General features: G+C 38.7%; 28 protein-coding genes and 1 riboswitch. Of the genes, 23 read left to right on the forward strand and 5 right to left on the reverse strand.

All coding sequences use genetic code 11. The features are described from left to right. Positions 1–1,269 (reverse strand): MFS transporter, encoded by a 1,269-nt coding sequence (locus tag ACQKNX_RS00290; RefSeq protein WP_427427046.1) that lies wholly within the window; start codon positions 1,267–1,269, stop codon positions 1–3. 236 nt (positions 1,270–1,505) lie between these two features. Next, positions 1,506–1,652, reverse strand: a riboswitch (cyclic di-AMP (ydaO/yuaA leader). 294 nt (positions 1,653–1,946) lie between these two features. On the opposite strand from ACQKNX_RS00290, the gene ACQKNX_RS00295 reads away from it, so the two are divergent. Beyond that, on the forward strand, positions 1,947–2,417 hold the full coding sequence (locus ACQKNX_RS00295; protein WP_427427047.1) for an S-ribosylhomocysteine lyase: 471 nt from the start codon (positions 1,947–1,949) through the stop codon (positions 2,415–2,417). Positions 2,418–2,484: 67 nt separating this feature from the next. Here ACQKNX_RS00295 and ACQKNX_RS00300 read toward each other — a convergent pair whose 3' ends face one another. Next, positions 2,485–3,456, reverse strand: a complete 972-nt coding sequence (locus ACQKNX_RS00300) for an alpha/beta hydrolase (RefSeq protein WP_427427048.1) — start codon at positions 3,454–3,456, stop codon at positions 2,485–2,487. Between the two features lie 259 nt (positions 3,457–3,715). On the opposite strand from ACQKNX_RS00300, the gene ACQKNX_RS00305 reads away from it, so the two are divergent. Together ACQKNX_RS00305 and ACQKNX_RS00310 are read left to right on the forward strand one after the other, a co-directional pair. Next, positions 3,716–4,900 carry an acetyl-CoA C-acetyltransferase gene (locus ACQKNX_RS00305; protein ID WP_427427049.1) on the forward strand — a complete coding sequence of 395 codons (1,185 nt, stop codon included), beginning with the start codon at positions 3,716–3,718 and terminating at the stop codon, positions 4,898–4,900. A 22-nt stretch (positions 4,901–4,922) separates the two neighbouring features. Then, complete coding sequence (locus ACQKNX_RS00310; RefSeq protein WP_427427050.1) at positions 4,923–5,192, forward strand: YqkE family protein; 270 nt, start codon at positions 4,923–4,925, stop codon at positions 5,190–5,192. Between the two features lie 415 nt (positions 5,193–5,607). On the opposite strand, the gene ACQKNX_RS00315 is transcribed toward ACQKNX_RS00310, so the two are convergent. After that, positions 5,608–6,072 carry a VanZ family protein gene (locus tag ACQKNX_RS00315; RefSeq protein WP_427427051.1) on the reverse strand — a complete coding sequence of 155 codons (465 nt, stop codon included), beginning with the start codon at positions 6,070–6,072 and terminating at the stop codon, positions 5,608–5,610. After that, entirely contained in the window at positions 6,069–6,968 is a 900-nt protein-coding gene (locus ACQKNX_RS00320; RefSeq protein ID WP_427427052.1) for an aldo/keto reductase, read from the reverse strand. Before ACQKNX_RS00320 ends, ACQKNX_RS00315 begins: the two co-directional genes overlap by 4 nt. A gap of 76 nt (positions 6,969–7,044) precedes the next feature. Here ACQKNX_RS00320 and ACQKNX_RS00325 point away from each other — a divergent pair, with 76 nt between their 5' ends. The 12 genes from ACQKNX_RS00325 (at position 7,045) to ACQKNX_RS00380 (ending at position 17,978) form a co-directional block, all read left to right on the forward strand. Next, entirely contained in the window at positions 7,045–7,590 is a 546-nt protein-coding gene (locus ACQKNX_RS00325; RefSeq protein WP_427427053.1) for an NUDIX domain-containing protein, read from the forward strand. 65 nt (positions 7,591–7,655) lie between these two features. After that, a complete protein-coding gene (locus tag ACQKNX_RS00330) occupies positions 7,656–8,168 on the forward strand; it encodes a hypothetical protein (RefSeq protein ID WP_401008750.1) in 513 nt (170 codons plus the stop codon). 99 nt (positions 8,169–8,267) lie between these two features. Next, a complete protein-coding gene (locus ACQKNX_RS00335) occupies positions 8,268–8,732 on the forward strand; it encodes a Fur family transcriptional regulator (protein WP_340825543.1) in 465 nt (154 codons plus the stop codon). A gap of 175 nt (positions 8,733–8,907) precedes the next feature. Further along, positions 8,908–9,810, forward strand: a complete 903-nt coding sequence (gene xerD / locus ACQKNX_RS00340) for a site-specific tyrosine recombinase XerD (RefSeq protein WP_427427054.1) — start codon at positions 8,908–8,910, stop codon at positions 9,808–9,810. Positions 9,811–9,943: 133 nt separating this feature from the next. Further along, on the forward strand, positions 9,944–11,125 hold the full coding sequence (deoB, locus tag ACQKNX_RS00345; protein WP_427427055.1) for a phosphopentomutase: 1,182 nt from the start codon (positions 9,944–9,946) through the stop codon (positions 11,123–11,125). Positions 11,126–11,138: 13 nt separating this feature from the next. Beyond that, complete coding sequence (locus tag ACQKNX_RS00350) at positions 11,139–12,389, forward strand: thymidine phosphorylase (protein ID WP_427427056.1); 1,251 nt, start codon at positions 11,139–11,141, stop codon at positions 12,387–12,389. 431 nt (positions 12,390–12,820) lie between these two features. After that, positions 12,821–13,174 (forward strand): anti-sigma F factor antagonist, encoded by a 354-nt coding sequence (gene spoIIAA, locus ACQKNX_RS00355; protein WP_024361503.1) that lies wholly within the window; start codon positions 12,821–12,823, stop codon positions 13,172–13,174. Further along, positions 13,167–13,607 (forward strand): anti-sigma F factor, encoded by a 441-nt coding sequence (gene spoIIAB / locus ACQKNX_RS00360; protein WP_427427057.1) that lies wholly within the window; start codon positions 13,167–13,169, stop codon positions 13,605–13,607. The genes spoIIAA and spoIIAB overlap by 8 nt, the downstream gene beginning before the upstream one ends. Before the next feature lie 10 nt (positions 13,608–13,617). Continuing rightward, positions 13,618–14,406, forward strand: coding sequence for a SigF/SigG family RNA polymerase sporulation sigma factor (locus ACQKNX_RS00365; RefSeq protein ID WP_427427058.1), 789 nt, complete (start codon positions 13,618–13,620; stop codon positions 14,404–14,406). 15 nt (positions 14,407–14,421) lie between these two features. Next, positions 14,422–15,864, forward strand: a complete 1,443-nt coding sequence (locus ACQKNX_RS00370) for a spore germination protein (protein WP_427427059.1) — start codon at positions 14,422–14,424, stop codon at positions 15,862–15,864. A 223-nt stretch (positions 15,865–16,087) separates the two neighbouring features. Then, entirely contained in the window at positions 16,088–17,407 is a 1,320-nt protein-coding gene (gene lysA / locus ACQKNX_RS00375) for a diaminopimelate decarboxylase (RefSeq protein WP_427427060.1), read from the forward strand. Between the two features lie 199 nt (positions 17,408–17,606). Next, complete coding sequence (locus ACQKNX_RS00380; protein ID WP_427427061.1) at positions 17,607–17,978, forward strand: GNAT family N-acetyltransferase; 372 nt, start codon at positions 17,607–17,609, stop codon at positions 17,976–17,978. Here the strand turns inward: ACQKNX_RS00380 and ACQKNX_RS00385 are convergent. Beyond that, positions 17,975–18,478 carry a DUF309 domain-containing protein gene (locus ACQKNX_RS00385; protein ID WP_427427062.1) on the reverse strand — a complete coding sequence of 168 codons (504 nt, stop codon included), beginning with the start codon at positions 18,476–18,478 and terminating at the stop codon, positions 17,975–17,977. The two genes, ACQKNX_RS00380 and ACQKNX_RS00385, sit on opposite strands and share 4 nt — an antisense overlap. A 55-nt stretch (positions 18,479–18,533) precedes the next feature. Between ACQKNX_RS00385 and ACQKNX_RS00390 the strand changes: the two genes are divergently transcribed. The 8 genes from ACQKNX_RS00390 to ccsB all read left to right on the forward strand — a co-directional run bounded on the left by ACQKNX_RS00390 (position 18,534) and on the right by ccsB (position 26,504). Beyond that, entirely contained in the window at positions 18,534–19,313 is a 780-nt protein-coding gene (locus ACQKNX_RS00390) for a segregation/condensation protein A (RefSeq protein WP_427427063.1), read from the forward strand. Next, on the forward strand, positions 19,285–19,878 hold the full coding sequence (scpB, locus tag ACQKNX_RS00395) for an SMC-Scp complex subunit ScpB (RefSeq protein ID WP_427428240.1): 594 nt from the start codon (positions 19,285–19,287) through the stop codon (positions 19,876–19,878). The genes ACQKNX_RS00390 and scpB overlap by 29 nt, the downstream gene beginning before the upstream one ends. Positions 19,879–19,955: 77 nt before the next feature. Next, positions 19,956–21,026 (forward strand): D-alanyl-D-alanine carboxypeptidase family protein, encoded by a 1,071-nt coding sequence (locus tag ACQKNX_RS00400; protein ID WP_427427064.1) that lies wholly within the window; start codon positions 19,956–19,958, stop codon positions 21,024–21,026. Between the two features lie 127 nt (positions 21,027–21,153). After that, positions 21,154–21,744 (forward strand): hypothetical protein, encoded by a 591-nt coding sequence (locus ACQKNX_RS00405; RefSeq protein ID WP_427427065.1) that lies wholly within the window; start codon positions 21,154–21,156, stop codon positions 21,742–21,744. 354 nt (positions 21,745–22,098) lie between these two features. Further along, the gene (locus ACQKNX_RS00410) at positions 22,099–22,830 is read left to right on the forward strand and encodes a pseudouridine synthase (RefSeq protein ID WP_340825530.1); all 732 of its coding nucleotides are present in this window, start codon (positions 22,099–22,101) and stop codon (positions 22,828–22,830) included. A gap of 275 nt (positions 22,831–23,105) precedes the next feature. After that, complete coding sequence (resA, locus tag ACQKNX_RS00415; protein WP_401008731.1) at positions 23,106–23,639, forward strand: thiol-disulfide oxidoreductase ResA; 534 nt, start codon at positions 23,106–23,108, stop codon at positions 23,637–23,639. A 13-nt stretch (positions 23,640–23,652) separates the two neighbouring features. Continuing rightward, the gene (resB, locus tag ACQKNX_RS00420) at positions 23,653–25,326 is read left to right on the forward strand and encodes a cytochrome c biogenesis protein ResB (protein WP_427427066.1); all 1,674 of its coding nucleotides are present in this window, start codon (positions 23,653–23,655) and stop codon (positions 25,324–25,326) included. Then, positions 25,323–26,504 carry a c-type cytochrome biogenesis protein CcsB gene (gene ccsB / locus ACQKNX_RS00425; protein ID WP_427427067.1) on the forward strand — a complete coding sequence of 394 codons (1,182 nt, stop codon included), beginning with the start codon at positions 25,323–25,325 and terminating at the stop codon, positions 26,502–26,504. The genes resB and ccsB overlap by 4 nt, the downstream gene beginning before the upstream one ends. The last annotated feature ends 90 nt before the right edge of the window (positions 26,505–26,594 follow it).

The raw sequence follows: 26,594 nt of genomic DNA on the forward strand, positions 1-26,594 counted from the left end.
CTAGTCTAATGAATATTCCATATCTGAAGTTGTATTAAATTTAGGTTTTGTTTTAATGGCAATGACAAACAATCCAAATAAGACGATTGAAAGTACAATTAAGACATTTAACAGTAATCCATAGGAATGATTAATATTATAAATTGCTCCAGAAACAATTGGTGTTAGTGCAGCTCCTAGTGATGAAAATAATGAGACAATCCCGAATTTCGCGCTATATTCTTTTTCCCCAAATAGTGATGAAGTTAAGTAAGCAGGTGTAACTGTAACGGCCGTCGCACCAAATCCAGTAAATATCGTATACAGGATACCAGGTATTAATAGGTCGCCTCTCATCAAAAATAAAAAGCTTACTAAACCAGAACCACAAATAATTAGTAATGTTGTGATGGTACCTAATTTATCGTATAAGCGACCGACTAATAATTTTCCGACGATGACCATTGCTGAACCTAAAGAAAGTAATATTGCAGCGTGTTGAGGTGTGCCCCCGATATCCTTTAAATATGGTGCGAGGTTAATGATCATACCATTCACGACAATACCGCCGACAACAATTGCCGCACAAAGTGCCCAAAATGATACAGATCTAAATGCATCCTTTTGTGAAAGCCCTTCTACTGTTTGTGAAGAAGTCGTTATATTTTTTATTTCACCTAGCGGAACAAGACCTTTGTCTGCAGGTTTAAGTCGAATAACAAATAATGCCATAGGTACGATTAACACAAACATTGCAATGCCCGTAATGAGGTAAGCACTTCTCCAACCATAGTCTGTAATAAGCCAGTTTAGGACAGGGCTAAGGATGACACCACCAAGACCACTACCTGCTAGTGCAATACCTAAACATAATCCACGCTTTTCGTTAAACCAATTTGTAATTAATACTGGTGCAGGAATAAGAGCAGCTCCTGCTAATGAAGCCCCCATTAGCACTGCGAATAAATAAAAGTGCATCGCAGTCGTTGCAAATGAAAACCCTACATATGAAATGGTGCCTAGCGTTGTAAATATCGTCAAGTAAAGACGAATGTCCATTTTCCTCATCACTTTTCCTGCAATTGGACAGAATATCATTGATACTAAAGCCATAACGGTATAATACGTCATAAATTCAGTTCTTCCAATTCCCAAATCTTCCGTTACAGGGACAGTATAAAGTGACACTAAATTAATAATTGGTGCATACAAAAACGTCATAATTATGACGCATGCCACTACAATCCACCATCCATAAAAGATGCCTTTTTTTCTTTGCTGAGTAGTCATATTGGTTTCCTCCGTTTTTACTTAGTAATCATGGCATCATGTTAGTAGATAAGTGGTGTTGAATCCGTTTTCAAATATCTCTAACATAATAAATAGTGTTACCCACGATCGTTTCATCACGCTTTCTAATTCAATAAAAAGTAATGATGGGGAGTTTTGGAGGTTGTATTGATCATAAGTATTTTTAAAGCCCTAAGACCTGTAGATACATCATTTTCAAATAGTACAAGCTCCATCTTCCTTCTCATTTAACGCTTACGAGGTTAGCTGACGGATTCGGGCCTTTGAGTAGCCCTACCTTAACAAGGATTCACCCCTTGGATTGAATGTTCATCGAAAAAATTTGGTTCCCCCGCATCCATTGGTTTCAGCGATCTAGAAAGTTGAAACTGCTATGATACTACTATTTCAAGAAAAGTTAGTAAATACAGAAAATTTTTTTGACAAATGAGAAGAAAAAATTTTTTACTTGATAAAACCTTTATTAATTAGGTTATCAGAATAACGGTAATAAAAAGTGCGAAAAAATTTTTTCAAAAGAGGAATGGTTTAGACTGTTATTATTTTGAAAAATTGTGTAAGGGTGCATCTGAATTATCATTCTATTTTAAAAATTTACACATTTCATAGAAAACCAGTTATAATAGTTAGTATTGAAAGAAAAGGAGTTGTTAGCAATGGAACGTGAAAAAACAAATGTGGAAAGTTTTGATTTAGACCATACGAAAGTAAAAGCACCTTATGTCCGTTTAGCGGGTGTAAAAGTAGGAAAAAGTGGTGATGAAGTCTATAAATACGATATTCGCTTAAAACAGCCTAATAAGGAGCATATGGAAATGCCAGCACTCCATTCTTTAGAGCATTTATCGGCTGATATTATTCGCAATTACTCTGACCATATTGTCGATTTCAGTCCAATGGGTTGTCAAACAGGCTTTTATGTATCGTTGATTAATCATAATAATTATGATGAATTGCTATCGATTTTAGAAAAAACATTTACAGATGTCACGAATGCAACAGCAGTACCAGCGTGTAATGAAGTGCAATGTGGCTGGGCAGCAAGTCATAGTCTTGAAGGTGCACAGGCACTTGCAAAAGAATTTTTAGCAAAACGTGATGAATGGCATATCGTTTTTGCGGAATAATAAAAAACCTTGCAAATTGTAAAATGTCCTTTAATCAGATGGACATTTTGCTTGCAAGGTTTTTCATTTAACGATGAAAAGGAATAACATTGGATGAGGAAGAATCGTGATTTATTTTTTGATAAATAAAACTTTCTAAAAAGTCATGTATCAGATCTTCATATTCAGCCATATTTTCATTAAAGGACTGAGCGTGCGCACCTTTGTCAAAAAGCTTTAACTTTTTCGGTCCAGTCTTTTTATTATATAAATCGAGTGACATGGAAGCGGGAATAAATGTATCCGGAATACTATGGATAAAGAGAACCGGCTTTTCGATGTGTGTGACAGCTTCAGAAGGCGTTACACTTTTAAATGAATAACCATCGCGTAGTCGTATAAAGAAATCAGCGAAACGAATCGGAATGATAGATCCATATTTAAATTCTGTCTTCGCAATTTGTTTAAGCAGCATTGAAAAATCTGAAAAGGCACAATCTGCAATATAAAAATCAGCTCCATCTTCAACCGATCCCGCATACAACAACATTGTTGCCGCACCCATTGATTCACCATGAATACCAAGGATGGTATCTTCACCAATCATCGCTTTCACGGTTTTTACAACAGCATCTAAGTCATTTTTTTCATAATAGCCATAGCTTGTAGTTTTGCCGCCTGACTCCCCATGTCTTCGATGGTCAAAAATAACGGAGTTGTACCCAAGTCGTTCGAAAAGACGTGCATATTTGACCGAGTTAATTTTATTTTCTGTAACCCCGTGGCAAATAATCATTGTATTATTTGTTTGCAGTGGTTGGAACATAATGCCGCGAATGGAGTAGCCATTAGGAGAGTCAATATTTAATTCGCATTTAAAATTTTTATTGTACCAAGCTTCGTCAAAACGTTTGGCAGTTGTTTCGCGTTCACGAATAAAATCGGGGTCTTTTTGCTGAATATACATTAATTTATTAGAAAGCGCAAAGCCGAACAGCCCCGTTGCAGCAGCGGCAAGCGTCGTTGTAATACCTGAAAATAAAAGCATTTTCTTTTTCATCTTCAATACCTCCACGACTTGTTTCTTTGTATGTCTAGGCATTCGTCCCTAAGTTATCATAAGGTAAATGCATGTTTCTTAATTGTAATGTTCCCAACTATATTTGTTTAAAACACGACAACATTTTACAACAACCTTTGAAATACTGCGATTATTTCCGTTATCGAAAATCGTCAAAATATTTGTTAAAATATAGTTATCTGCTAGTAGCATATGCATGCAGTGTTGATTTTTGAACGGGGAAAAGGGGAGAATGATTATGACAAACGAGGTAGTGATTGTTAGTGCCGTGCGTACTGCAATCGGTTCATTCCAAGGAACATTAAAGGATGTGCCGGCAACAACTCTTGGAAGTATCGTTATTAAAGAAGCATTAGCGCGCGCTGGCGTAGCAGGTGAACAAGTCGATGAAGTCATCATGGGGAATGTTTTATCGGCTGGACTTGGACAAAATCCGGCTCGTCAAGCATCGATTGCAGCGGGATTACCACATACAGTGCCTGCTTTAACAATTAATAAAGTATGTGGCTCAGGCTTAAAAGCAGTGCATTTAGCAGCGCAGGCAATTGTAGCAGGCGATGCGGACATCATAGTAGCAGGTGGCTTTGAAAATATGAGCCAAGCACCGTATGTATTAAAAAATGCACGTGAAGGCTTCCGCATGGGAGATCAAAAAGTCGTGGATACGATGATTCATGATGGTTTATGGTGTGCATTTAATGATTATCATATGGGCATTACTGCGGAAAATTTATGTGATGCGTATGAAATTACACGTGAGGAGCAAGATACTTTTGCAGCACGTTCACAACAACGTGCAGAAGCGGCTATCGCTGCTGGTAAATTTAATGATGAAATCGTTGCTGTAGAAATTCCTCAACGAAAAGGCGATGCGATTATTTTTAATCAAGATGAGTTTCCACGTGCAGGCGTTACAGCGGAATCCTTATCAAAGCTACGCCCAGCATTTAAAAAGGACGGCTCAGTAACTGCAGCGAACGCTTCTGGTATTAACGATGGTGCAGCGGCAGTTGTAGTGATGTCAAAAGCGAAGGCGTTAGAGTTAGGGATTAAGCCAATGGCACAAATTTCAGCAAATGCGAGCTCTGGCGTAGATCCGTCAATTATGGGGACTGGTCCAGTAACTGCGGTGAAAAAAGCGTTAGCAAAGGCGAATGTATCTTTAGTAGATGTAGATTTAATTGAAGCGAATGAAGCGTTTGCGGCACAATCAATTGCTGTAGATCGCGAACTAAGCTTCAATCATGATAAACTAAATGTAAATGGGGGAGCAATTGCTCTTGGCCACCCAATTGGTGCAAGCGGGGCACGAATTTTAGTCACACTTCTACATGAGATGGAGAAGCGTGATGCAAAAACGGGCCTTGCCACATTATGTATCGGTGGTGGACAAGGTGTAGCAACAGTTGTTCAACGCCCTTAATGTTAGTAAGAAGGTGAAAGTAATGGGAAAAAAACGAAAACAACAACAGCAGCGTGTAGATGATCGTTTCACAGCAAGTCTGCCAAAGCAAGAAGCTGTTACATTAGCCGACCAGCTTGGTGGTGATGTGTTAGCGAAGTTAAAAGCTGCAAAACAAGATTTATCAGCGAAAGAGCAGGCGGCAGAGGAAGAGCGTCAAGCACAGCTAGCCTTTGAGCGCAAGCAACGTGAGAAAAACAAATCGTTTGAAGAATTATTAAACGAGTACGGTGATAAAGGCTCGAAATTTTAGTCTTAGTTTTGTAGAAACAGTGAATCTCTTAATAGAGATTCACTGTTTCTTTAGTTTATTTTGATAGGATGCTTGGAATCGCGGGTAGCTCAATAGAAATCGCCACAAAAATGTGTGGAATCGCCAATAAACTATGGAGAATCGCCACAAAAATGCTTTGAATCGCCGATAGGATGCCGAGAATCGCCGGTAACTCCGTGAAAATCGCCGATAGGATGCTTTGAATCGCCGGTAGCTCCGTGAGAATCGCCGATAGAGTGCTTGGAATCGCCGGTAACCCCGTGAGAATCACCGATAGAGTGCTTGGAATCGCCGGTAACTCCGTGAGAATCGCCGATAGAGTGCTTGGAATCGCCGGTAACTCCGTGAGAATCGCCGATAAAATGCTTTAAATCGCCGATAGCCCCAACATAATTTATTTTCTAAACATCCGTATTTTCTTCACGGTGAAGGCGATGCTAATAAAAACAATAGCACCAGCTGTATCTACTAGGACATCTTGCCCGTTCATTGTTCGTCCAGGTGTAAAACTTTGGCGGAATTCATCTAGCATCGCAATCACTGCGGTAAGGGCAATGGCGACGCCCGCGGCAAAACGCCGTTTTCCCCATGCAAAGTAAACACCGAGCGCAATACATCCAAAACCTATAAAATGCGTAAACTTTCGAATTAGAAATTCTACAAATTCAAAGTAGCCACGCTCCTCAACAGACACTACTGTATCCCAATATGGAATTTTTAATACTGACAGTTGTGCTTCAAAAGGTTTATTGACCAACAGTTCCTCTAGCTTAGGAATAATAGATTGTTGTTCGTAGCTCATGCTAGAGGAAATGGCGAGAATAACTAAAAGGAGTAATAAAATGAGCCATTTTTTCATCGGTGGTCTGCGTATTGTTCTGCTTTTGTCAGTGTATTGGCTACGTCAAAGTTAGTAATGGAATTGACTTTTTCGTAGGCTGTAAGTGTTTGGACAAGTTGTTCCTGTGAACTAGCACCTATCACAGTTGAAGCAATAGTAGGTTCCTTCAAATTAAAGGCAAGCCCTAATGCATGTAAATCTTCATATTGTTTTGCTAAGTCTGTTAATGTCGTTGTTAATTCATCCGCTGAATAGTTTTGATAACCGTTAACACGTTGCAAACGCTCGTGCCACGTATTTGTTAGTAAGCCTTTCGCAACAGTGCCGCGTGTTACTACCGAAGCACCTTCACTGGCAATAAAATCTAGCCATTCTTCGGGGCGACGATCTAACGCACTATATTGCATCATGACGCTTTTGGCAGAGCTGGCTGGTAAAAATCGTTTCAGTACATTAGGTCGAATCGAGGAAATGCCATATTCTCGAATGACACCGTCTTTTTTCAAGTTTTCAAATGTGTCAATAATGCCATCCCAATCGTCCTCTATCGTGCCACCATGTAGTTGATAGACATCAATGTAATCTGTATTAAGTCTTTTCAGGCTTTGATGCACGGCCTCTTTAATATATGTAGGGGAGGCATCCCAATGCCAGCCATCCACACCTTGTGACCAACGATTGCCTACTTTAGTTGCGACGATTATATCTTGTCGACGTTTGCCCAAAATGGCACCAATAATTTGCTCATTTGCACCAAAATCATATAAATCTGCTGTGTCAATGTAATTAATACCAGCATCTAGTGCCATATCGATAATGGCTGCTGCATTATTTTTGTTTGTCGAAAGAGACATACCTCCTAAGCTGATTTCTGAAATAAATAAATTACTTGAGCCGAGCTGTCTTTTTTTCATACGAATGCCCTCCTTCGATTTCTCTACTTGTAATGGTACAATGAACATATCTGAAGAACAAGCGAGGTTATGGGCAATGAAAAAGTTTGAAGAAAAAACGACACAAACGACATCAATTTATGATGGGAAAATCGTTAAGTTACAGGTCGATGATGTCACATTACCAAATGGCAAGTCGGCTAAGCGTGAAATTATTAAGCACCCAGGTGCGGTAGCAATCATTGCCATTACCAACGAAGGCAAGATCGTTATGGTTGAGCAATATCGTAAAGCGCTTGAGCGTTCTATTGTAGAAATTCCTGCTGGTAAAATTGAAATAGGTGAGGAACCGATCAATACTGCTCGTCGAGAACTAGAAGAAGAGACAGGCTATGGTGCACATCAATTCGAGTATTTACAAGCGTTTGCCACTTCACCAGGCTTTGCGGATGAAGTGATTCATCTATTTGTAGGGACAGATTTATATCAGATTGAAAATAGCGCAGAACTAGATGAAGATGAATTTGTCGAATTACTAGAAGTTTCGTTGGAAGAGGCACAAGCGATGGTCGCTGATGGGCGTATATATGACGCTAAGACAGCGTTTGCCGTACTTTGGTTTGCATTGCAACAAGATAAATAAAGTTTAGCATAATAGAAGCGGACGAGCATAAGCTGTACAAACCTTGATAGAAAAGGAGCATGCTAATGTCTCGTACGGTTTCTCTATTTTATCACGCATCAATTGTTGCAGTGAGCTTCGTTTGTGGCGTCATCTGCTTTCATATTATTGGAGGGGCGAATGCAGAGCCTTTTATTTTATTTATAGAACCTCGTTTAGCAGATGTGGACAGGCAATCTATTTTTCGTTTAGTGCTACCTGTCGCCGCTTCAGTCGGCATTATATTGTTACTTGCTACACATAGTGTCTTAAAAGTTTTAGTACGTGTTACAGTTGCAATGCGCGCAACTTTTTTTGGATTTAGCTCCGTATTTTTACTGCAAAAACTTGAGGCGTTTTGGCTATATACGATTTGGTGGTTTCCATTTCAGCTTATCTATTGTATATTGTTGCTAGTATTATGTAATTTACTTGTACCCGCCTGGTCAAAGCGAAAAATCGGGAAAAAGATGAATGGACGGACAATTTTGTTGAATTTTATCGCTTTTTTCATCATAATAGTTGCTGAGTTTATCGTAATATCGTACGTACTCAAGTGAAGAAACAGCTAAAAGCATAAATGCATTTGAAATCTAATCACTATCTTGTAATAGGATTTACTCCTTTGGTATAATGAAATGAGTTTAGGGGGGCGTCACATGGAAAGCCGTATTGATCGTATTAAAAAACAGTTGCATAGTGCTAGTTATAAGCTGACGCCGCAGCGAGAAGCAACAGTTGCTGTTTTGCTAGAGCACGAAGAGGACCACTTAAGTGCAGAGGATGTCTATCTTTTAGTAAAAGATAAGGCACCTGAAATTGGTCTGGCTACTGTTTATAGAACTTTAGAATTACTAACAGAGCTTAAAATCGTCGACAAAATCAACTTTGGCGATGGCGTATCACGCTATGATTTGCGCCAAGAAGGAGCTGCACATTTCCACCATCATCTAGTTTGTATCGAGTGCGGTGCTGTAGATGAAATTCAAGAAGATTTACTTGAGGATGTGGAAGCCGTTGTTGAGAAACGTTGGAACTTTATTATAAAAGATCACCGACTAACTTTCCACGGTATTTGCTGGCGTTGTCATGATAAAACCGACGAAACGAATGAAGAACAATAACGAAAAACTGTCTGATGAAATCTTACGTATAGATTGCATTAGGCAGTTTTTTGTTTTTTCACTTGGATGCTTGGACTTTCTATTAAACTAGTCAATTTGATTGAAGTGAGCCCTTTCGCACTTTTTTTATAGGCGTGCTAAAATAGAGAATAATTGACAGTGAGGGGGCGTTGTGATGAATGAATTTCAATATGCAATAGAGGATTATATCCATTTTATCCAGGTAGAGCGGCAATTATCCGTTAATACATTAGCATCCTATCGCCGAGACTTAGAAAACTATGTACATTTTTTGCAAGAAGCTGAAGGGATGTCTGATTTTCGGCATGTTGAACGGACAACTATATTACGTCATTTAGAACAACTGCGTATGCAAGGAAAGACAAGCCGTACTGTTGCGCGCCATATTTCATCGATTCGTAGTTTCCACCAATTTTTACTTCGAGAAAAGAGAACAGAATCAGATCCAACAGTCCATTTAGAAATGCCAACGATTGAACAAAAACTTCCGAATGTCCTTTCCATTGAAGAAATTGAAGCTTTACTGGTAGCGCCGAACCGCAGTAAGCCGCAAGGTATTCGTGATGTTGCGATGCTAGAGTTGCTTTATGGCTCTGGTATGCGTATTAGTGAGCTGATTGCACTTGATTTAGCTGATATTCATTTGACAATGGGCTTTGTGCGTGTGTTTGGCAAGGGAGGCAAGGAACGCATCATTCCACTAGGAAAAAGTGCGCTTTCTGCTTTGAGTGTTTATTTAGATGGCGCAAGAGGAACATTACAAGGGAAATATCCAAAAACAGATGCATTTTTTATAAATCAACGTGGAAAACGTTTAACTAGACAAGGTTGTTGGAAATTAATGAAGGAGCACGCATTAAAGGCAGGCATCCAACATGAGCTAACACCACATACTTTACGCCATTCGTTTGCTACCCATTTAGTGGAGAATGGAGCTGATTTACGTGCAGTGCAGGAGATGCTAGGTCATGCAGATATTTCTACAACCCAAATTTATACGCATATTAGTAAAACGAGACTTTCTGAGGTATATAAACAGTACCATCCACGTGCTTAACATAAAAAAATAAGTGATGGATAGAGTCTCTTTCCGTATAAAAGAATAAATATTTACCTTAGTCGGATGTCTGACCTTTATCCTTTAGCTTGTTTTTGGTAAAATGGAGTCGTGAGATTAGGAGGCAATAATTATGAATAAACCATTTAAAAAAATCCATGTCGTTGTAATGGATTCAGTTGGGATTGGTGAGGCACCAGACGCAGCTAAATTCGGAGATGTAGGCGCACATACATTAGGCCATATCTCTGAAAAAATGAATGGGCTTACAATGCCCGTTATGGAATCGTTTGGCTTAGCAAATATTGAGCCGCTTCAAGGAATGCAAGCAGTGGATGCGCCAAAAGCATACTACGGGAAAATGCAGGAAGCATCTGTTGGGAAAGACACAATGACAGGTCACTGGGAGATTATGGGTCTTAACATTGATAAACCATTTAAAGTGTACCCAGAAGGATTCCCTGCTGAACTTATTGCAGAGCTTGAACAACGAACAGGCCGAAAAGTGCTATGTAATAAGCCAGCAAGTGGCACACAAGTGATTGATGATTTTGGGCAGGAACATATGGACACGGGGGCAATCATTGTCTACACATCTGCTGATCCTGTATTACAAATTGCTGCACATGAAGAAATCATTCCACTTGAAGAACTATATAAAATTTGCGAAATTGCACGTGAGTTAACATTGCAGCCAGAGTACTTAGTAGGACGCGTTATTGCACGACCATTTATCGGAACACCAGGTAACTTTACGCGTACGCCAAATCGTCATGATTATGCATTAAAGCCATTTGGTCGCACTACGATGAATGCATTAAAGGATGCAGGGTTAGATGTAATCGCTATCGGTAAAATTTCTGATATTTTCAATGGCGAAGGTGTTACGGATGCAGTTCGTACAAAAAATAATATGGACGGTATGGATCAATTTGCAGAAGTTGCACGACGTGATTTCCACGGGATAAGCTTCTTAAATTTAGTAGATTTTGATGCAAATTTTGGACATCGCCGTGATCCACTTGGCTATGGCAATGCCCTACAAGAATTTGATGCACGCCTTCCTGAAATTTTAGAGGCAATGACAGAAGATGACTTACTTATGATTACAGCTGACCACGGAAATGATCCGACATTCCCTGGCACAGATCATACACGTGAATACGTACCACTAATTATCTATTCACCACGTTTTAAAGGTGGTAGCGAGCTAGCTCTACGTGAGACTTTTGCAGATATTGCCGCAACTGTCGCTGAAAACTTCAATGTAGAAGCACCACCATTCGGTAAAAGTTTCTTAAATGATTTAAAATAAGGGGGAATTTTCCATGAATATGGTGCAACTATTTGAAAAGAAAAAACAAGGTAAGGAGCTTTCACAGGCAGAAATTCAATACTTTGTTGAAGGCTATACAACAGGTTCTATTCCGGATTATCAGGCAAGCTCTTTGCTAATGGCCATTCGCTTAATTGGCATGACAGATGAAGAAACTTTTTATTTAACGAAGGCAATGATTGAATCAGGAGATGTCATTGATTTAACTTCGATTGAAGGCTTTAAAATTGATAAGCATTCAACAGGAGGTGTCGGTGATAAAGTAACGTTAATCGTAACACCAATCATTGCTTCACTAAGCATTCCAGTGGCGAAGTTTAGTGGTAAAGGCCTTGGTATTACAGGTGGTACAATTGACAAACTAGAATCGATTCGAGGCTTAAAAACAGAGCTGTCTTCACAAGAATTTATTGATAATGTCAATAAACATAAAATTGCTGTTGCTGGTCAAACGGGTAATCTTGTGCCAGCAGACAAAAAACTTTATGCATTGCGTGATGTAACGGGTACTGTCGATTCTATTCCGTTAATTGCTGCGTCTATTATGAGTAAAAAAATTGCAAGTGGCGCAGATGGCATTGTGTTAGATGTCAAATGTGGCTCTGGCGCATTTATGAAAACGGAAGAAGAAGCGAAAAAATTAGCTGAGGCGATGACAGCGATTGGTGAAAAACTAGGACGTAAAGTAGTCGCACATATAAGTGATATGGATAATCCACTCGGGAAAATGATTGGTAATAAGCTTGAAGTAGTGGAGGCATATGCCTTACTAAATGGTCGCTTAGAAGAGACACACGCTGATTTACTTGAGGAGTGCATCATTATTTCTTCACTTATGTATCAGATTGCAGCTGGAGTGGATGAAACAACAGCAGTAGCGGCAGTTAAGAAAGTGTTAGACGACGGCTCTGCAGCCGCTAAGTTTGAGGAATTTATAGTGGCACAAGGCGGAGATTTAGCGGATATTGTGCAAAATGATACGGCTCACAAGATTGCTGTAACAGCAGCGTCAGAAGGCGTTGTAGAGTCTATTAATGCATTAATGATTGGTGAGGCAAGCGTTAGTCTTGGTGCAGGTCGCTTAACGAAGGAATCCGCACTAGATTATGATGCAGGCATTCAACTAGTCGCAAAAAAAGGTGACCGTGTAACAGCTGGTGAAACGATTGCTTATCTGTATTCAAACAGTGAAATCAACGAGGAAACAGTCGATAAAGTACAGCAAGCTTATACAATTGCATAAATAAAAAATAGAATACACTAGTTGATGGTAGAGAAAGGCGTATACTTCTGCGGGAAGCATGCAAGACGCAACTGGTGACGCGATAGCGACGGTTACAGCTTACAGTGTGCCCGTGGAAAGCGTCCGCCTTAGTAAACATCAACGACATTGCAAAAAAGTGGTAGATTGACTTCAGTCAATCTACCACTTTTTTCTTTTGTTGTTTGGCAACTATTTTACCAAATAACTACATAAAAAAGCCTTCCACGCAGTAACACTTACAAAAAGTGTAGACCACGTTTAAAACTTTCTTATTTATCCCATACTGCACTTAACCTAAAAGCAATAAGAATGTCGATTTTACACTATTTCGAGGGACTTGGCACTAGTTCTGTCAACAGCAAGGATTTGTCATATGGAATGTGGAATTGCACGAGGAGGAGGCGATGTTCATGCATTTTCAATTAGAAATGGTAACGAGAGAAACAGTAGTTATACGTTTATTTGGTGAGCTCGATCATCATGCAGTTGAGCAAATTCGGGCTAAAATTTCTACAGCAATTTTTCAAGGCGCTGTAACGACCATCATTTGGAATTTTGAGCGACTATCGTTTATGGATAGTTCGGGTGTAGGCCTTGTGCTAGGTCGAATGCGTGAATTAGAGGCAGTGGCTGGAAGAACAATTTTATTGAATCCATCGCCGACAATGCGAAAAGTATTTCAATTTTCAGGTTTAGGTCCGTGGATGATGGATGCAACAGAGGAAGAAGCGATTGATCGAGTTAGGGGGATTGTAAATGGATAACGAAATGACATTAACTTTTTTAGCAATTAGCGAAAATGAAGCTCTGGCACGTGTGGCTATTACGGGCTTTATCGCACAATTAGACCCAACAATAGATGAACTATCAGAATTTAAAACAGTTGTCTCGGAAGCTGTTTCCAATGCCATTATCCACGGTTACGAAGAGGATGGCAAAGGTGTTGTTACAGTTCATGCAAAGCGTGAGGATGATATTGTAACCGTATCTGTAATGGATAAAGGGGTTGGTATTGCAGATGTGAGTCAAGCAATGGAACCTTTGTTTACAACGAAAAGTGCAATGGAACGTTCCGGAATGGGCTTTACAATTATGGATAGCTTTTCAGATCAACTGACAGTAATGTCTAGATGGCAACAAGGTACAACAGTAACGTTTACGAAAAAATTTTACTCGGTTCGCACGGCAGTAATGTGAGGTTGCTACCGTGAAGCCGATAGAACAGTCGTCCGATAAGCTTTTGTCACAGGAGGAAATGCGTGATTTAATTGCGCGTTCACAACAGGGCGACCATGAAGCTCGTAAACGAATGATTGAGGGGAATACGAGACTTGTATGGTCCATCGTCCAACGCTTTACTACAAGGGGCGTGGAGCTCGAAGATTTATTTCAAATTGGCTGTATAGGGCTTATGAAATCTGTAGATAAGTTTGATTTAGCATACGATGTGAAGTTTTCCACATATGCGGTGCCGATGATTATCGGCGAAATACAGCGCTTCTTAAGGGATGATGGCATGGTGAAGGTTAGCCGCTCTATTCGTGAGCTTAACTTTAAAATACGCCATGCAACTGATGAATTTATTAAGAACAATGAGCATCCACCGACCATTCAAGATTTAGCACAAGTACTTGGTGTTACGACAGAGGAAATCGTAACGGCATCGGATGCTTTAAGGGATCCTGCTTCCTTACATGAGCAATTGTATGAAAGTGAAGGGGATTCCATTACATTAATGGACCAAATGAAGGATGAAAAATCTGAGCAACCATTTGAATATATTCCGCTCAAAGAAGTGCTAACAAGATTAGACCCCAGAGAGCAATCCATTATTTATTTACGATATTTTGCAGACTGTACACAAACTGAAATTGCCAACAGGCTTGGTATTTCACAAGTACAAGTATCTCGTTTAGAGAAAAAGATTTTAGCGCAGTTAAAAAGCTGGATGGCAACGAGTGCCACAGTTGAACATGGAGTAGAAAAAGACATCTAAGAAAATGGTGACACCATGACAAATAAACTATTTAACAGCTTAGAAGAAGCCGAAAATTTTCTTAAAGAGCAATTTGGGGACGGCGAATCATTTGACGTTGGAATTAAGCATTTATTTGTCAAAGATTTGCCGGTTCTTTGTGCATATATTAGTGGACTTGTAGATGGGGAGGCGCTAACACAATTACTATCTAATATGTTACCTGAAGAAGACATTGAAATTGACAATGAGAAAGAATATTTTGAAACACTTTTCAATTTTCATGGTCGTTCTGAAGAAACAGAGCGTAAAGCCTATTTGCTCGCCATTTTAAGTGGACAAGTAACATTTATCACTAAAAGTGGTTACTGTTATGTTGCTGAGCTGCGAAATTATCCAGGGCGATCACCAGAAGAGCCTGATAACGAAAAGGTAATACGTGGTTCAAGGGATGGCTTTACGGAAGGGATTTCACAAAATACAGCTTTAGTGCGTCGACGCATACGCAACAGTAATTTACGTTTCGAGCTACATAAAATATCCAAAATCGGTCAAACCGATGTGGCAATTGCGTTTATGAAGGATATTGCAAATGAGGAAATGCTCGATAAATTGCGACAGCGTCTTGGTCAAATTAACCATGATGGTTTGACGATGGCCGATAAATCTCTAGAGGAGTGGCTATTTAAGCAAAAGTTTCACCCAATACCATTTGTACGTTATACAGAACGACCCGACATTGTCGCTGCTCATTTATTAGAGGGGCATGTGGCCATCATGGTGGATACTTCACCTTCTGTTATTTTAGTACCTGTTACAATTTTTCATTTATTGCAGCATGCTGAAGAATACAGACAAGCCCCAATTGTTGGGACATTTGTTCGTTTTATGCGTTATTTCGGAACGATTATGGGGCTACTATTATTACCATTATGGTACTTATTTGTAACGAACGAATCGTTATTACCTGATACCTTGTCCTTTTTAGGTAGTCAGGAAAAATCACATATTCCAATATTACTGCAAATTCTAATAGCTGATATAGGGATTGAATTTTTACGGATGGCCGCCATTCATACCCCTACGCCATTGTCCACTGCAATGGGATTAGTAGCAGGGGTCATCATTGGACAAATCGCAATTGATGTTGGCGTTTTCTCATCAGAAGTTGTGTTATACACAGCAGTAGGAGCAATATTTACATTTATTATTCCATCTTATGAGTTAAGTATTTCCATTAAGCTCTTTAGAATTTTTTTGCTCCTTATGACAGGCATTTGGGGGGCGGATGGATTATTCATTGGGATATTTATATTATTTACGTATTTATGTTCATTACGTCCGTTACAAGCGCCGTATTTATGGCCGCTCGTACCATTTTTCCCGACAGCGATGCTTCGGGTAATTATCCGTTTCCCAATGACGTCGGATGCATTAAGACCTTTTGTCGTCAATTCCAAACAGCGAAAAAGATCATAGGAGCCGTTGCACTCACTTTTTTCATGTGATAAAGTTCACCTATAGTATTTTGTGATTTTTGCAAAAATTATTTTTGTTAGCATGCTTAAATGGTATGAGTAATGAGCCATTTACATGCTCGTAAAAGATAAAGCCTCAATCGGATGTTTTCAAAACTAAGTTTTTGGGTACACCCAGAGGTGCAATTGTCACAAAATGGAGACGTGAAAAGGGAGAGATGCAAATGCATTTATATGGAACACAAGCGATTTCTGAAGATGGACATTTAACAATAGGACAAGTAGACACATTAGAGCTTGCAAAAGTATACGGTACACCACTTTTTGTGTACGATACGGCGCTTATTCGAAAGCGTGCACGCAGCTTTATCGATACATTTAAAAAACTAGGTGTAAAGGCAGAAGTAGCTTATGCTTCAAAAGCATTTGCATGTGTAGCGGTGTATCAATTAGCAGCAGAGGAAAATCTATCATTGGATGTTGTCTCTGGAGGAGAGCTATTTACAGCATTAAAAGCTGGATTCCCTGCAGAGCGTATACATTTCCATGGCAATAATAAAAGTATTGCCGAATTAGAGCAAGCCTTTGACTCAAAAATTGGTTGTATTGTAGTAGATAACTTCTATGAAATTAAGCTTTTAAAAGAAATTTCAGAGCGCCGTCAGCAAAACATGCGTATTTTGTTACGTGTCACACCAGGTGTTGAGGCACATACACATGATTTCATTACGACAGGGCAAGCTGATTCTAAATTTGGCTTTGACTTAAACAATGGCCAAGCAGATGAAGCATTTGAGCAAACATTTAAACATGAATACTTACAGCTTTTAGGCTTACATTGCCATATAGGCTCTCAAATTTTTGATACAGCTGGCTTTGGTTTAGCGGGAGAAAAATTAATCGACAAGATTTCTAACTGGAACAAGACTCACGGTTTTACGTGCACTGTGTTAAACTTAGGTGGGGGCTTTGGTATTCGCTATACAGAAGAAGACGCACCGCTTGAACCGCAAGTATATGTTGAGGACATGATTACAGTTGTGAAAAATAAAGCAACGGTACTTGGGCTAACGATGCCAGAAATCTGGATTGAACCAGGTCGTTCACTGGTTGGCGATGCAGGAACATCACTTTATACAATAGGTTCTCAAAAAACAGTACCAGATGTACGGAACTACATTGCAGTTGATGGTGGAATGAGTGATAATATTCGTCCTGCACTTTACGATGCGAAATACGAGGCGGTCATTGCGAGTAAAGCCAATGCACCAAAAGAAGAAACGTACACTGTAGCTGGAAAACTTTGTGAATCGGGCGATAAATTGATTATCGATGCAAAATTACAAGAAGCAGCTTCAGGTGATGTACTAGCAATCTTCTGTACAGGGGCATATGGCTATTCAATGGCGAGCAACTACAATCGTGTACCACGTCCAGCGGTGGTATTTGTAGAAAATGGACAGCACCAATTAGCCATTAAACGTGAAAGTTATGAAGATATTGTACAAAATGATCTCCCGTTAACGTTAAAAAAGGGTGAATGAATTTGAGAAAAAATAAATGGGTATTATTAGCGTCCATGACGACATTTATTTTATTGTGGGGCGTTGTCTATTGGGTGTTAGCATCAAAAGGTATTCTCGGCCCTGGTTCGTAAGACAGAAATTGGCTTGCGGTAATAGTACAAATCGTGTAGGATAGTCAAAGATTATGTACAGCTAGAAAAAGAGGGAATAGACAATTATGTTAATTCGATATAAAAAAGCTTTCGAGAAAATAGCGATGGGGCTACTCTCGTTTATGCCTAACGAAAAAGACATTAAAAAGCTCACAGAGACAATCCAATCCTATGAAAATGATGAGAATTGGGTATTATATTTATGGAAAAAGAACGATGAGTATGTTGGTATCGTCGGGCTTGTAGTAGACAATAACACAGCAACTATTCAGCACGTTTCTGTAGTTCCATCTTATAGAGGTGAAGGTGTGGCAAAGGAAATGCTACAAGAAGTAGCAGAACTTGGCCAATACAAACATGTGCGTGCAACGGATGAAACGCGTGAATTTGTTCAAAAATGTATACAATGTAATGAAGAAAAAGCAGACGAAAATTAACGTCTGCTTTTTCTTTGTTTGCTTTCTTGTCGTTCAGCAAGAATATGTGAGCGATCACGGAGCATATGTTTATGAAGAAGATAATCAGAGCTACTTTCCGGTAAAAGTAGTATGCGCGCCATCACTAAATCATGTAAAGCGGGCATTAGCGGTAATTGAAACGCTTGAAAGGCCTTGCCCATTTGAATATTGTTGAGCGTTTCGGTTAATTGTGTGATAAGAATTGTGTAGTTTATTTCATGAAAAAACACATTTCCTTTATTGAGTTGAAAATTATTGAGTGCTTTATGTAGGATTTTGAAAGCACCAGTTGCGTTGCCGCGACGCCAATGATATAATCCGGTCGCTAATTGAACATAACCTACAAGAGGATGATTTTTATTGCCAGGCGCGATGTCCTTCCAATATTCCTCGAGTACTTCATGGCATTCAAAAAAATCCCCATTGCCATTGAAATAGGCACAGTAATCAATAAATAAAGTATGGTGCTGTGGATGCATTTTGGACTCCTTTCCACTATACTAAAAGAACATTGAATATCAGGGTGGTAAAATAATGTCTTATGAAGTAAAATTAGAAGCCTTTTCAGGACCTCTTGATTTATTATTGCACTTAATTCACAGATTGGAAATTGATATCTATGATATTCCAATGGCTGAAATTACGCAACAATATATAGATCATATCCATGCAATGCAGGTACTGGAATTAAATGAGGCGAGTGAGTATTTAGTGATGGCTGCTACACTGTTAGCCATTAAAAGTCGTATGCTCTTACCGATACATGAAGGTGAGCTAGAGGATGCGGAAATTGAAGTCGATGGACCTGACCCTCGTGAGGAACTGGTTCAACGTTTAATAGAGTATAAAAAATATAAAGAAGCTGCAGGCAGCCTACAGGAGCTTGAATCAGATAGAGCGCAGGTGTTTACAAGACCACCTACAGATTTATCGGGGTTGGCATCAGATGAGCAAATGGCGTTGTTTGATATGAATGTCAATATATATGATATGCTTGGTGCCTTTCAAAAGCTGATGCGCAGAAAAAAATTAAAAAAACCATTGAAAACAACTGTCACGAGGCAGGAACGCTCTGTTAAAGATCAAATGCGTTCTGTTGTCAATTCTTTACGTTCCACAGGTGGACGTGCATCATTTTTCGAGCTTTTTCCCTATGAAGATAAACCAACATTGATTTTAACGTTTCTATCACTGCTTGAACTGATGAAACGTCAGATTGTCATTGTAGAGCAAGACGGTAATTTTGAAGAACTAACGGTCACATTACAGAAGGAGGAATGGGATGATGACGAAAACAATGATCCTACAAAGTAGAATTGAAGCTTTATTATTTGTTGTGGGAGATGATGGCTTAACGATTAAGCAATTAGCACACTTACTTGGTGATGCAGAAGAAGTTGTTGCACAAGCTATGGATGCATTACGTACAGCATTTGACGAAGATGAAAATAGAGGAATTACAATTAAAGAAATGGCTGGCGTTTACCAGTTAATTACAAAGCCAGAGCTTGCAGATACGATTCAAAAATTAGTAGAGAATCCGACTGCACAATCATTGTCTCAGGCATCCTTAGAAGTATTGGCGATAGTGGCGTATAAACAACCTATTACAAGGGTGGCGATTGAAGATTTACGGGGCGTAAAATGTGAACGACCACTGCAAACACTTGCTTCCAGAGGGCTAGTGAAAGAGGTTGGCCGTTCAGAGGGAACTGGACGTGCTATTTTATATGGCACAACGAAAGAGTTCTTAAATTACTTTGGTTTAAATAGTATTGAAGAAATGCCTCCATTACCTGAGGAGGAAAATGGAGATACAGAGCAAGAAACGGATTTATTTATGACCAAATTCCAAGAAACTTTTAACGGCGTTAAGTAATAGAGGAAATGTGCTTGTCGCTTTCCTTTTTAGTTTAATAGTTTTACTTTCTATCACTTATAATAAGGAGTGGCTTGTTGCTACGGTTACTACGAGTAATGTTGTTCATGATAGTAGTTGGAATTTTAGTTTTTCCACAAAATGGTTTGGCAAGAGGCGGAAGCGGATATGTTGTGTTAGACGGCGACACTGGCCGCGTATTATCAGGTACTAATAGTGATGCAAGGCTCCCAATCGCGAGCTTAACAAAAATTTGGACAGCTCTCGTCGCGATTGAAAACAGTGATCTGCAAGATGAAGTAGTAATTTCTCCAAGAGCTGCAATGGCTGAAGGTTCGTCTATTTATTTGCAAGCTGGTGAGACGGTAACAGTTGAAACCTTGCTTTATGGCTTAATGCTCCGATCTGGCAATGATGCTGCAACTGCATTAGCTGAGCATGCAGGTGGTTCAGTTGAAGGCTTTGTCAAATTAATGAATGAACGAGCAGTTATTGCTGGACTCACAAATACAGTTTTTATGAACCCGTCTGGCTTACATCATGACGAGCATTTATCTTCTGCAAGAGATACAGCGGAGATGTTGAGGTTAGCGCTCCAAAATAAAACCTTTGAAAAAATTGCATCTACTGTCCTTTATCGTGCCAATACAGAAAACGGCATGCTTTGGGAAAATAAACACCGCTTATTACGAGAAGGCTCAGGAGTCGCAGCTGATGTAGATGATGAAACGGAACAACCTGTAAGTTCATTAAAATCAGCAACAGGTACTGCTTTTGCTGGAAAGACTGGTTTTACAAAGGTTGCTGGAAGAACATTGGCAACAGCGTTTCATAAAGATGGGCAAACATGTATTGTTGTTACTTTAAATGAATCTGATGACTGGAATATGCATCGAGGTTTAGCAAATGAAGTTTGGAAAAATTATAATATGGAGACGGTTGTGAAAAAAGGGAAATACAATGTCAACGATAAACTGGCTATCCGTTTAGAGCAACCAATTCAATTGCAATTAAACAAAGAGGAAAAAAAGACAGTTAGGCAAGTACTTCAAGTGTCCAGAAAAAGAAAGGAAGCCGTACTTTCGATATTTATTGGGGAAGAGCGTATTTATGCAACGCCTGTTAAAGTAGAATCAGCGGATCGTTAAAAGCGATGCGCTGATTTTTTATAATGAACATTATGTTGCATTGTTTACTAAAAACTATTTTATATTTATTGTAATTGGTGTAAAATAATGAGAGTTATAATATGGAAGCATTAGGAGGTATACTATTATGGCTACTAGTGAAAATAATCGTAAGCAAACTCAAATCGCTATTATCATTATTTTATTTCTTTCAAGCTTTACAGCACCATTTATTTTGCTATTTCCCATTCAAGAGCTTCTTTACCGACCACACGAATATTACCTTTTTGAGACCATTTTTAAAGCATATATTATATTGATGTTTGTTTTAATTGCGATGGCAATAATTTTATTAATAAATTTATTGATTACTCCCACTACAAAAAAGGGGAGAAATGTCCAACGAACAATCGTTGGTACATCATGGCTGCTCGTTCTTGCGATTTTATTTTTATGTATTAATCATTATCAAATTATTGATGAAAAAGGGTTACATACGAATAATTTTTTTAGTTTGCAAGAAGACTCGACAAGCTGGGAAGAGATTGTTAAAGTCGAACAAACAAATGTGCAGAAAGATGGCGTAACTAAACCAGATAAGCTTATTTTCACATTGAACGATGGTTCGACAATCGAACAATCTTTAACGGCGAAGTTAGCAAAAGCAAAGGCATTTATCAATTATGAATTAAGTAAAAATGGCATTACAATCGAAAATGTATATAGTGAAAATGAATAATTAAAAAAAGCTGCCTAAAGAGGGCAGCTTTTTTAATTAGGCTGTAGAATGCAGACAAATTGTTTGAGTGCCTGGCACTTTTTTTGGCACTTTTTTTTTAATATCGGTACTAAATGCGATTTGCATTTTGTTGATTGGTCCATATTAGAAATATATAGCAAACATCGATGAATCTTTAGGTTACGCAAAGACAAATAATCGATAAACTAGCAAATAATACACTATTTAGAATTATCGTATTACTAGTACAAAATTAGTTTCTCTTTTATATTACACAAAAGTATGACATAATTTTCACAGATTGACGGGAAAAATAACCTTAAAAAGGTTACATTTTTAACTAGAGGTGAAAGAATGGAAAGATTACAAAAAGTTATTGCTTATGCGGGTGTCGCTTCAAGGCGTAAAGCAGAGCAATTGATTGTAGAAGGTAAAGTAAAGGTAAACGGTGTTGTTGTACGTGAGCTAGGAACAAAAGTATCCAACTCGGATACAATTGAAGTAGAAGGTGTCAAACTTGAGAAAGAAGATAAAGTCTACTACTTACTATATAAACCACGTGGAACAATTTCTGCTGTAACGGACGATAAAGGACGCAAAACTGTCACAGATTTATTTAAGCATATTCCGCAACGTATTTTCCCTGTTGGTCGTCTAGATTATGATACATCTGGATTATTATTACTGACAAATGATGGAGAGTTTTCTTTTATGTTGACGCATCCGAAATTTAAAATTGATAAAACGTACATTGCGCGCGTAAAAGGTATACCAACAATTGAGGGTCTAAAAAAGCTACAACGTGGTATTAAGCTTGAAGATGGCAAAACAGCACCAGCAAAAGTGAGTATGACTTCTTTTGATGAGCAAGCGGGCAAGGCGATTTGTGAAATTACTATTCACGAAGGGCGAAATCGTCAAGTGCGTCGTATGTTTGAGGCAATCGGTACACCAGTAGTTAAACTGAAACGTGAACGTTTTGCGTTTTTAGATTTATATGGTTTAACACCAGGAGAATACCGTGAATTGTCGAAACATGAAGTCAAGCAATTGCGCGTGTTAGCTGAAACGGGACAACTCGGCTAAAAGGACATTAGCGATGGAAGGTGAACATACCGTTATACGTATAGTGAGTTTTTCACTTTCCTCGTGTGAAAACGTTCATAAATCATTCATAATTAATAACTAAGTTAATTTGTATCATTTTGCTATAATAGGTGAGAATAGTACACCAGTTTTAAATTTATCCAGCAGACGCTGAACAAAGTAAGTCTCGGGGAGATATAACAGATGTTTCTTGTACGAATGCGAAATATCGACATAATTACCTCGAGGCGTATTTGAGTAGGGGGTTTATTAACTTGGAGAAAAAGAAAAAACGTCTTGTAACCCGTACCATTATTTTAGTTATTTTGGCGCTTGCCATAGGGTACACTGTTTACGGGACAGCGACAAAGGATAAGGTAGAGTTAGTAGCAGTTGGCTCTGAAGCACCAAACTTCACGTTAGTAGATTTAAATGGAGAGAAACACAAACTGTCTGATTATAGAGGGCAGGGGGTATTTTTGAATTTCTGGGGAACTTGGTGTAAGCCATGTGAGAAGGAAATGCCAGCAATGAACAGCCAGTATCAAGTCTTTAAAGACCTAGGTGTTCAAACATTGGCTGTCAACATTGCACAAACAGATTTTGAAGTACAAAATTTTGTCGATAAGTACGATCTTACATTTCCTGTAGTAATTGACAAAACAAAAAGTGTTATGACTGCCTATAATGTTGGAAATTTACCTGCAACTGTTTTAATTGATCCAGATGGTAAGGTAGTTAAAATTACGACTGGAGAAATGACAGAGGCGAATATCGCTTCTTACATGGAATTAATAAAGCCAAAATGAGGGGTAATTGACGATGGAGAATATCATTTGTGCTTGTGGACATAGTAATCCGTTTGGCACGAAGCTCTGTGAGAAATGTGGTCGTCCTTTAACCGAAGAAGAAAAACAGAATAAAGTTGTCGATATGCGCTATGATGGTACGGCTATTCGCTCAAAAACGTACAACAAAACAATTGTCGATAAAATTTGGAATTTTTTCTCTAGTGTTAAAGTTGGAATCGCTTTAATTATTATCACATTAATAGCAGCTTCAATCGGAACCTTATTACCGCAAGAGTTTTACGTAAAAGCTTCTGACATTGAAAAAGGAGCATATTACGAGGATGTTTATGGTTTCGTAGGGAAAATCTATTATACATTAGGTCTTTCAGATTTATATAGCTCTTGGTGGTTCCAAATTTTAGTTGGGATGCTTGCAATATCGATTATTGTTGCAAGTCTTGACCGTGGTATACCACTTTATAAATCATTGAAAAATCAACGAGTAAAGCGCCATGAAAGCTTTATGAAGCGCCAACGTATTGTTGCTGAAGGACAAGTAACTGAAAGTCCTGAAGAGACGCTTAATAAAGTTGAAAAGAAAATGACTGAGATGAAATATAATGTTCGTCGAGATGGAAGTGCTTTGTTAGCAGAAAAAGGGCGTTTCTCTCGTTACGGTCCGTACATAAATCATGTAGGCCTCATTATCTTTTTAGCAGGGGTTATGTTGCGTTTAGTTCCTGGTTTTTATGTCGATGAATCGATATGGGTACGTGAAGGTGAAACACGTGCAATAACTGGCATGGAAGGTTATTTTATTGAAAATCATGAATTTATTTTAGAAACACATGATAATACACCACAAGGCGAACAGCTGAAACAAGGCGTGAACGTCGTTGCGAAAAACTTCCAAACTAATGTTACGTTATACAAACAGCCTGAAGATGCAATTGCTGGTGATACGGATAATCTAGAGAAGGTTAGAGATTATTCAATTCGAGTTAACCATCCGTTAAAAGAAGAAGGCTACGCATTATATCAAATGGATTATCGTCTAAATGAATTGAAGCAAATGAATTTTGAACTAGTAAATAAAACAACTGAGCAATCACTTGGTAAAGTAGAAATCGATTTAACAAACCCTAAAAAGGTCTATGATTTAGGAAATGGTACAACTGTTAAACTGCTTGTCTACACGCCAGACTTCTCTGGGTTTGAAAATGGTGTACCGCAAACTGCGACATCCGTTCCTAATAATCCAGCATTTCTATTTAAAATGACAACACCAGAAACACCAGAGGGTGAAACAAGCTTTGTTGCTATTAAACAAACACTAGAGCCACTAGGCGAAAATCAATACAAAATGAAGTTTGCAAGTGTGGAAACACGAGATATGTCAGGCTTTACGATACGTAAAGACCGTACAATCCCTATTTTATTTGTTGGTGGTATTATTTTCATGATTGGCGTTGCGATTGGTGCATATTGGAATCACCGTCGTCTTTGGTTACAAGTAGAGCCAGATGGTAAATTACTGATGGCTGCCCACGTAAACAAAAATATGTTTAGCATGAAAAAAGATTTAGATGCCGTGACTGCATTTGCTGGTCTACCACAATATAATGACCAGTTAGATATGGCAGAAGAGGATGAAAATTCCACAAACCATGGCAATAATAAAAAGGAAGGTGACAACACCTTATGAGTTTGATTGACTTAAGTGGGAATCTATTATTTGTAGCATTTGTAGCCTATCTAGTAGCAACCTTATTATTTGGCGGTGCAATTAAACAATCCAATGCTTCGGGTAAAAATACCGATAAATGGGGTAAACTTGCAATCACAATAACAATTGTTGGTTTCCTTGCACAACTTGGTTATTTTATTACACGTTGGATTCATACAGGGCATGCTCCTGTAAGTAATATGTTTGAATTTACAACTGCTTTCGGGATGTTTATCGTTGCAGCATTCATTTTAATCTACTTTATTTATCGTCTGACAGCATTAGGATTTGTAGCGTTACCTGTAGCGCTTTTAATTATTGCATATGCGTCGATGTTCCCGAGCGAAGTAAGTCCATTAGTACCTTCATTACAAAGTTATTGGTTAACAATTCACGTTATTACAGCTGCCATGGGTCAATCCATTTTAGCGATTAGTGCAGTTGCAGGTTTAATTTACTTATTAAAAGTTGTTGATTTAAAGAAGCCTTCAAAGCAACGTTTCTGGCTTGAAGCCGTTATGTACTGTTTAGTTATTGTAATTGGCTTTGTTGCTGTTTCGTCTACATTTAGTGCTATGGATTACGAATCAAAATACACATATCTTGATAAAGAAGGTGTATCTCGTCAAATTACTTATAATTTGCCACCAATTTTTGGTATGCACGATTATGAGGCAGTTGAAGAACATGGCATGTCTCCATTAGTAGAAATGCCTGCACTCATTAATGCGAAAAAATTAACAACAGTTGTTTGGTCATTACTAGTAGGGTCATTACTATACTTATTAATTCGTCTTATTGCACGTCGCCGAATTAGCGCATTGTTCCAGCCGCTTGTTAAACGTGTAAATCTGCAATTATTAGATGAAATTGGTTATCGATCTGTTATTATTGGTTTCCCTGTTTTCACGTTAGGTGCACTTATCTTTGCGATGATATGGGCACAACTTGCGTGGAGTCGTTTCTGGGGATGGGACCCGAAAGAAGTATGGGCCCTTATTACATGGTTATTCTATGCAGCATTCCTACACCTACGTCTATCTAAGGGCTGGGAAGGTGAAAAATCTGCTTGGTTAGCACTAATTGGTTTTGGTATTATTTTATTTAACCTAATAGCTGTTAACTTAATTCTTGCAGGTTTACACTCCTACGCGTAACAATGGGAAACGAAAAGCCTTTTCGCTGCGGCGAAAGGGCTTTCTTTTCTTTTCAAGACGTTGTGTACCATGTACAATAGAGGGTAGAGA

Origin of the sequence: Lysinibacillus sp. NPDC093712 (assembly GCF_050280025.1) — a bacterium.
Taxonomy (GTDB): domain Bacteria; phylum Bacillota; class Bacilli; order Bacillales_A; family Planococcaceae; genus Lysinibacillus.

Bases quoted from the DNA above. Each gene is read 5' to 3' on its own strand.
- ACQKNX_RS00290 (WP_427427046.1), bottom strand. From the start codon at position 1,269: ATGACTACTCAGCAAAGAAAAAAAGGCATCTTTTATGGATGGTGGATT.
- ACQKNX_RS00295 (WP_427427047.1), top strand. From the start codon at position 1,947: ATGGAACGTGAAAAAACAAATGTGGAAAGTTTTGATTTAGACCATACG.
- ACQKNX_RS00300 (WP_427427048.1), bottom strand. From the start codon at position 3,456: ATGAAAAAGAAAATGCTTTTATTTTCAGGTATTACAACGACGCTTGCC.
- ACQKNX_RS00305 (WP_427427049.1), top strand. From the start codon at position 3,716: ATGACAAACGAGGTAGTGATTGTTAGTGCCGTGCGTACTGCAATCGGT.
- ACQKNX_RS00310 (WP_427427050.1), top strand. From the start codon at position 4,923: ATGGGAAAAAAACGAAAACAACAACAGCAGCGTGTAGATGATCGTTTC.
- ACQKNX_RS00315 (WP_427427051.1), bottom strand. From the start codon at position 6,072: ATGAAAAAATGGCTCATTTTATTACTCCTTTTAGTTATTCTCGCCATT.
- ACQKNX_RS00320 (WP_427427052.1), bottom strand. From the start codon at position 6,968: ATGAAAAAAAGACAGCTCGGCTCAAGTAATTTATTTATTTCAGAAATC.
- ACQKNX_RS00325 (WP_427427053.1), top strand. From the start codon at position 7,045: ATGAAAAAGTTTGAAGAAAAAACGACACAAACGACATCAATTTATGAT.
- ACQKNX_RS00330 (WP_401008750.1), top strand. From the start codon at position 7,656: ATGTCTCGTACGGTTTCTCTATTTTATCACGCATCAATTGTTGCAGTG.
- ACQKNX_RS00335 (WP_340825543.1), top strand. From the start codon at position 8,268: ATGGAAAGCCGTATTGATCGTATTAAAAAACAGTTGCATAGTGCTAGT.
- xerD (WP_427427054.1), top strand. From the start codon at position 8,908: ATGAATGAATTTCAATATGCAATAGAGGATTATATCCATTTTATCCAG.
- deoB (WP_427427055.1), top strand. From the start codon at position 9,944: ATGAATAAACCATTTAAAAAAATCCATGTCGTTGTAATGGATTCAGTT.
- ACQKNX_RS00350 (WP_427427056.1), top strand. From the start codon at position 11,139: ATGAATATGGTGCAACTATTTGAAAAGAAAAAACAAGGTAAGGAGCTT.
- spoIIAA (WP_024361503.1), top strand. From the start codon at position 12,821: ATGCATTTTCAATTAGAAATGGTAACGAGAGAAACAGTAGTTATACGT.
- spoIIAB (WP_427427057.1), top strand. From the start codon at position 13,167: ATGGATAACGAAATGACATTAACTTTTTTAGCAATTAGCGAAAATGAA.
- ACQKNX_RS00370 (WP_427427059.1), top strand. From the start codon at position 14,422: ATGACAAATAAACTATTTAACAGCTTAGAAGAAGCCGAAAATTTTCTT.
- lysA (WP_427427060.1), top strand. From the start codon at position 16,088: ATGCATTTATATGGAACACAAGCGATTTCTGAAGATGGACATTTAACA.
- ACQKNX_RS00380 (WP_427427061.1), top strand. From the start codon at position 17,607: ATGTTAATTCGATATAAAAAAGCTTTCGAGAAAATAGCGATGGGGCTA.
- ACQKNX_RS00385 (WP_427427062.1), bottom strand. From the start codon at position 18,478: ATGCATCCACAGCACCATACTTTATTTATTGATTACTGTGCCTATTTC.
- ACQKNX_RS00390 (WP_427427063.1), top strand. From the start codon at position 18,534: ATGTCTTATGAAGTAAAATTAGAAGCCTTTTCAGGACCTCTTGATTTA.
- scpB (WP_427428240.1), top strand. From the start codon at position 19,285: ATGACGAAAACAATGATCCTACAAAGTAGAATTGAAGCTTTATTATTT.
- ACQKNX_RS00405 (WP_427427065.1), top strand. From the start codon at position 21,154: ATGGCTACTAGTGAAAATAATCGTAAGCAAACTCAAATCGCTATTATC.
- ACQKNX_RS00410 (WP_340825530.1), top strand. From the start codon at position 22,099: ATGGAAAGATTACAAAAAGTTATTGCTTATGCGGGTGTCGCTTCAAGG.
- resB (WP_427427066.1), top strand. From the start codon at position 23,653: ATGGAGAATATCATTTGTGCTTGTGGACATAGTAATCCGTTTGGCACG.
- ccsB (WP_427427067.1), top strand. From the start codon at position 25,323: ATGAGTTTGATTGACTTAAGTGGGAATCTATTATTTGTAGCATTTGTA.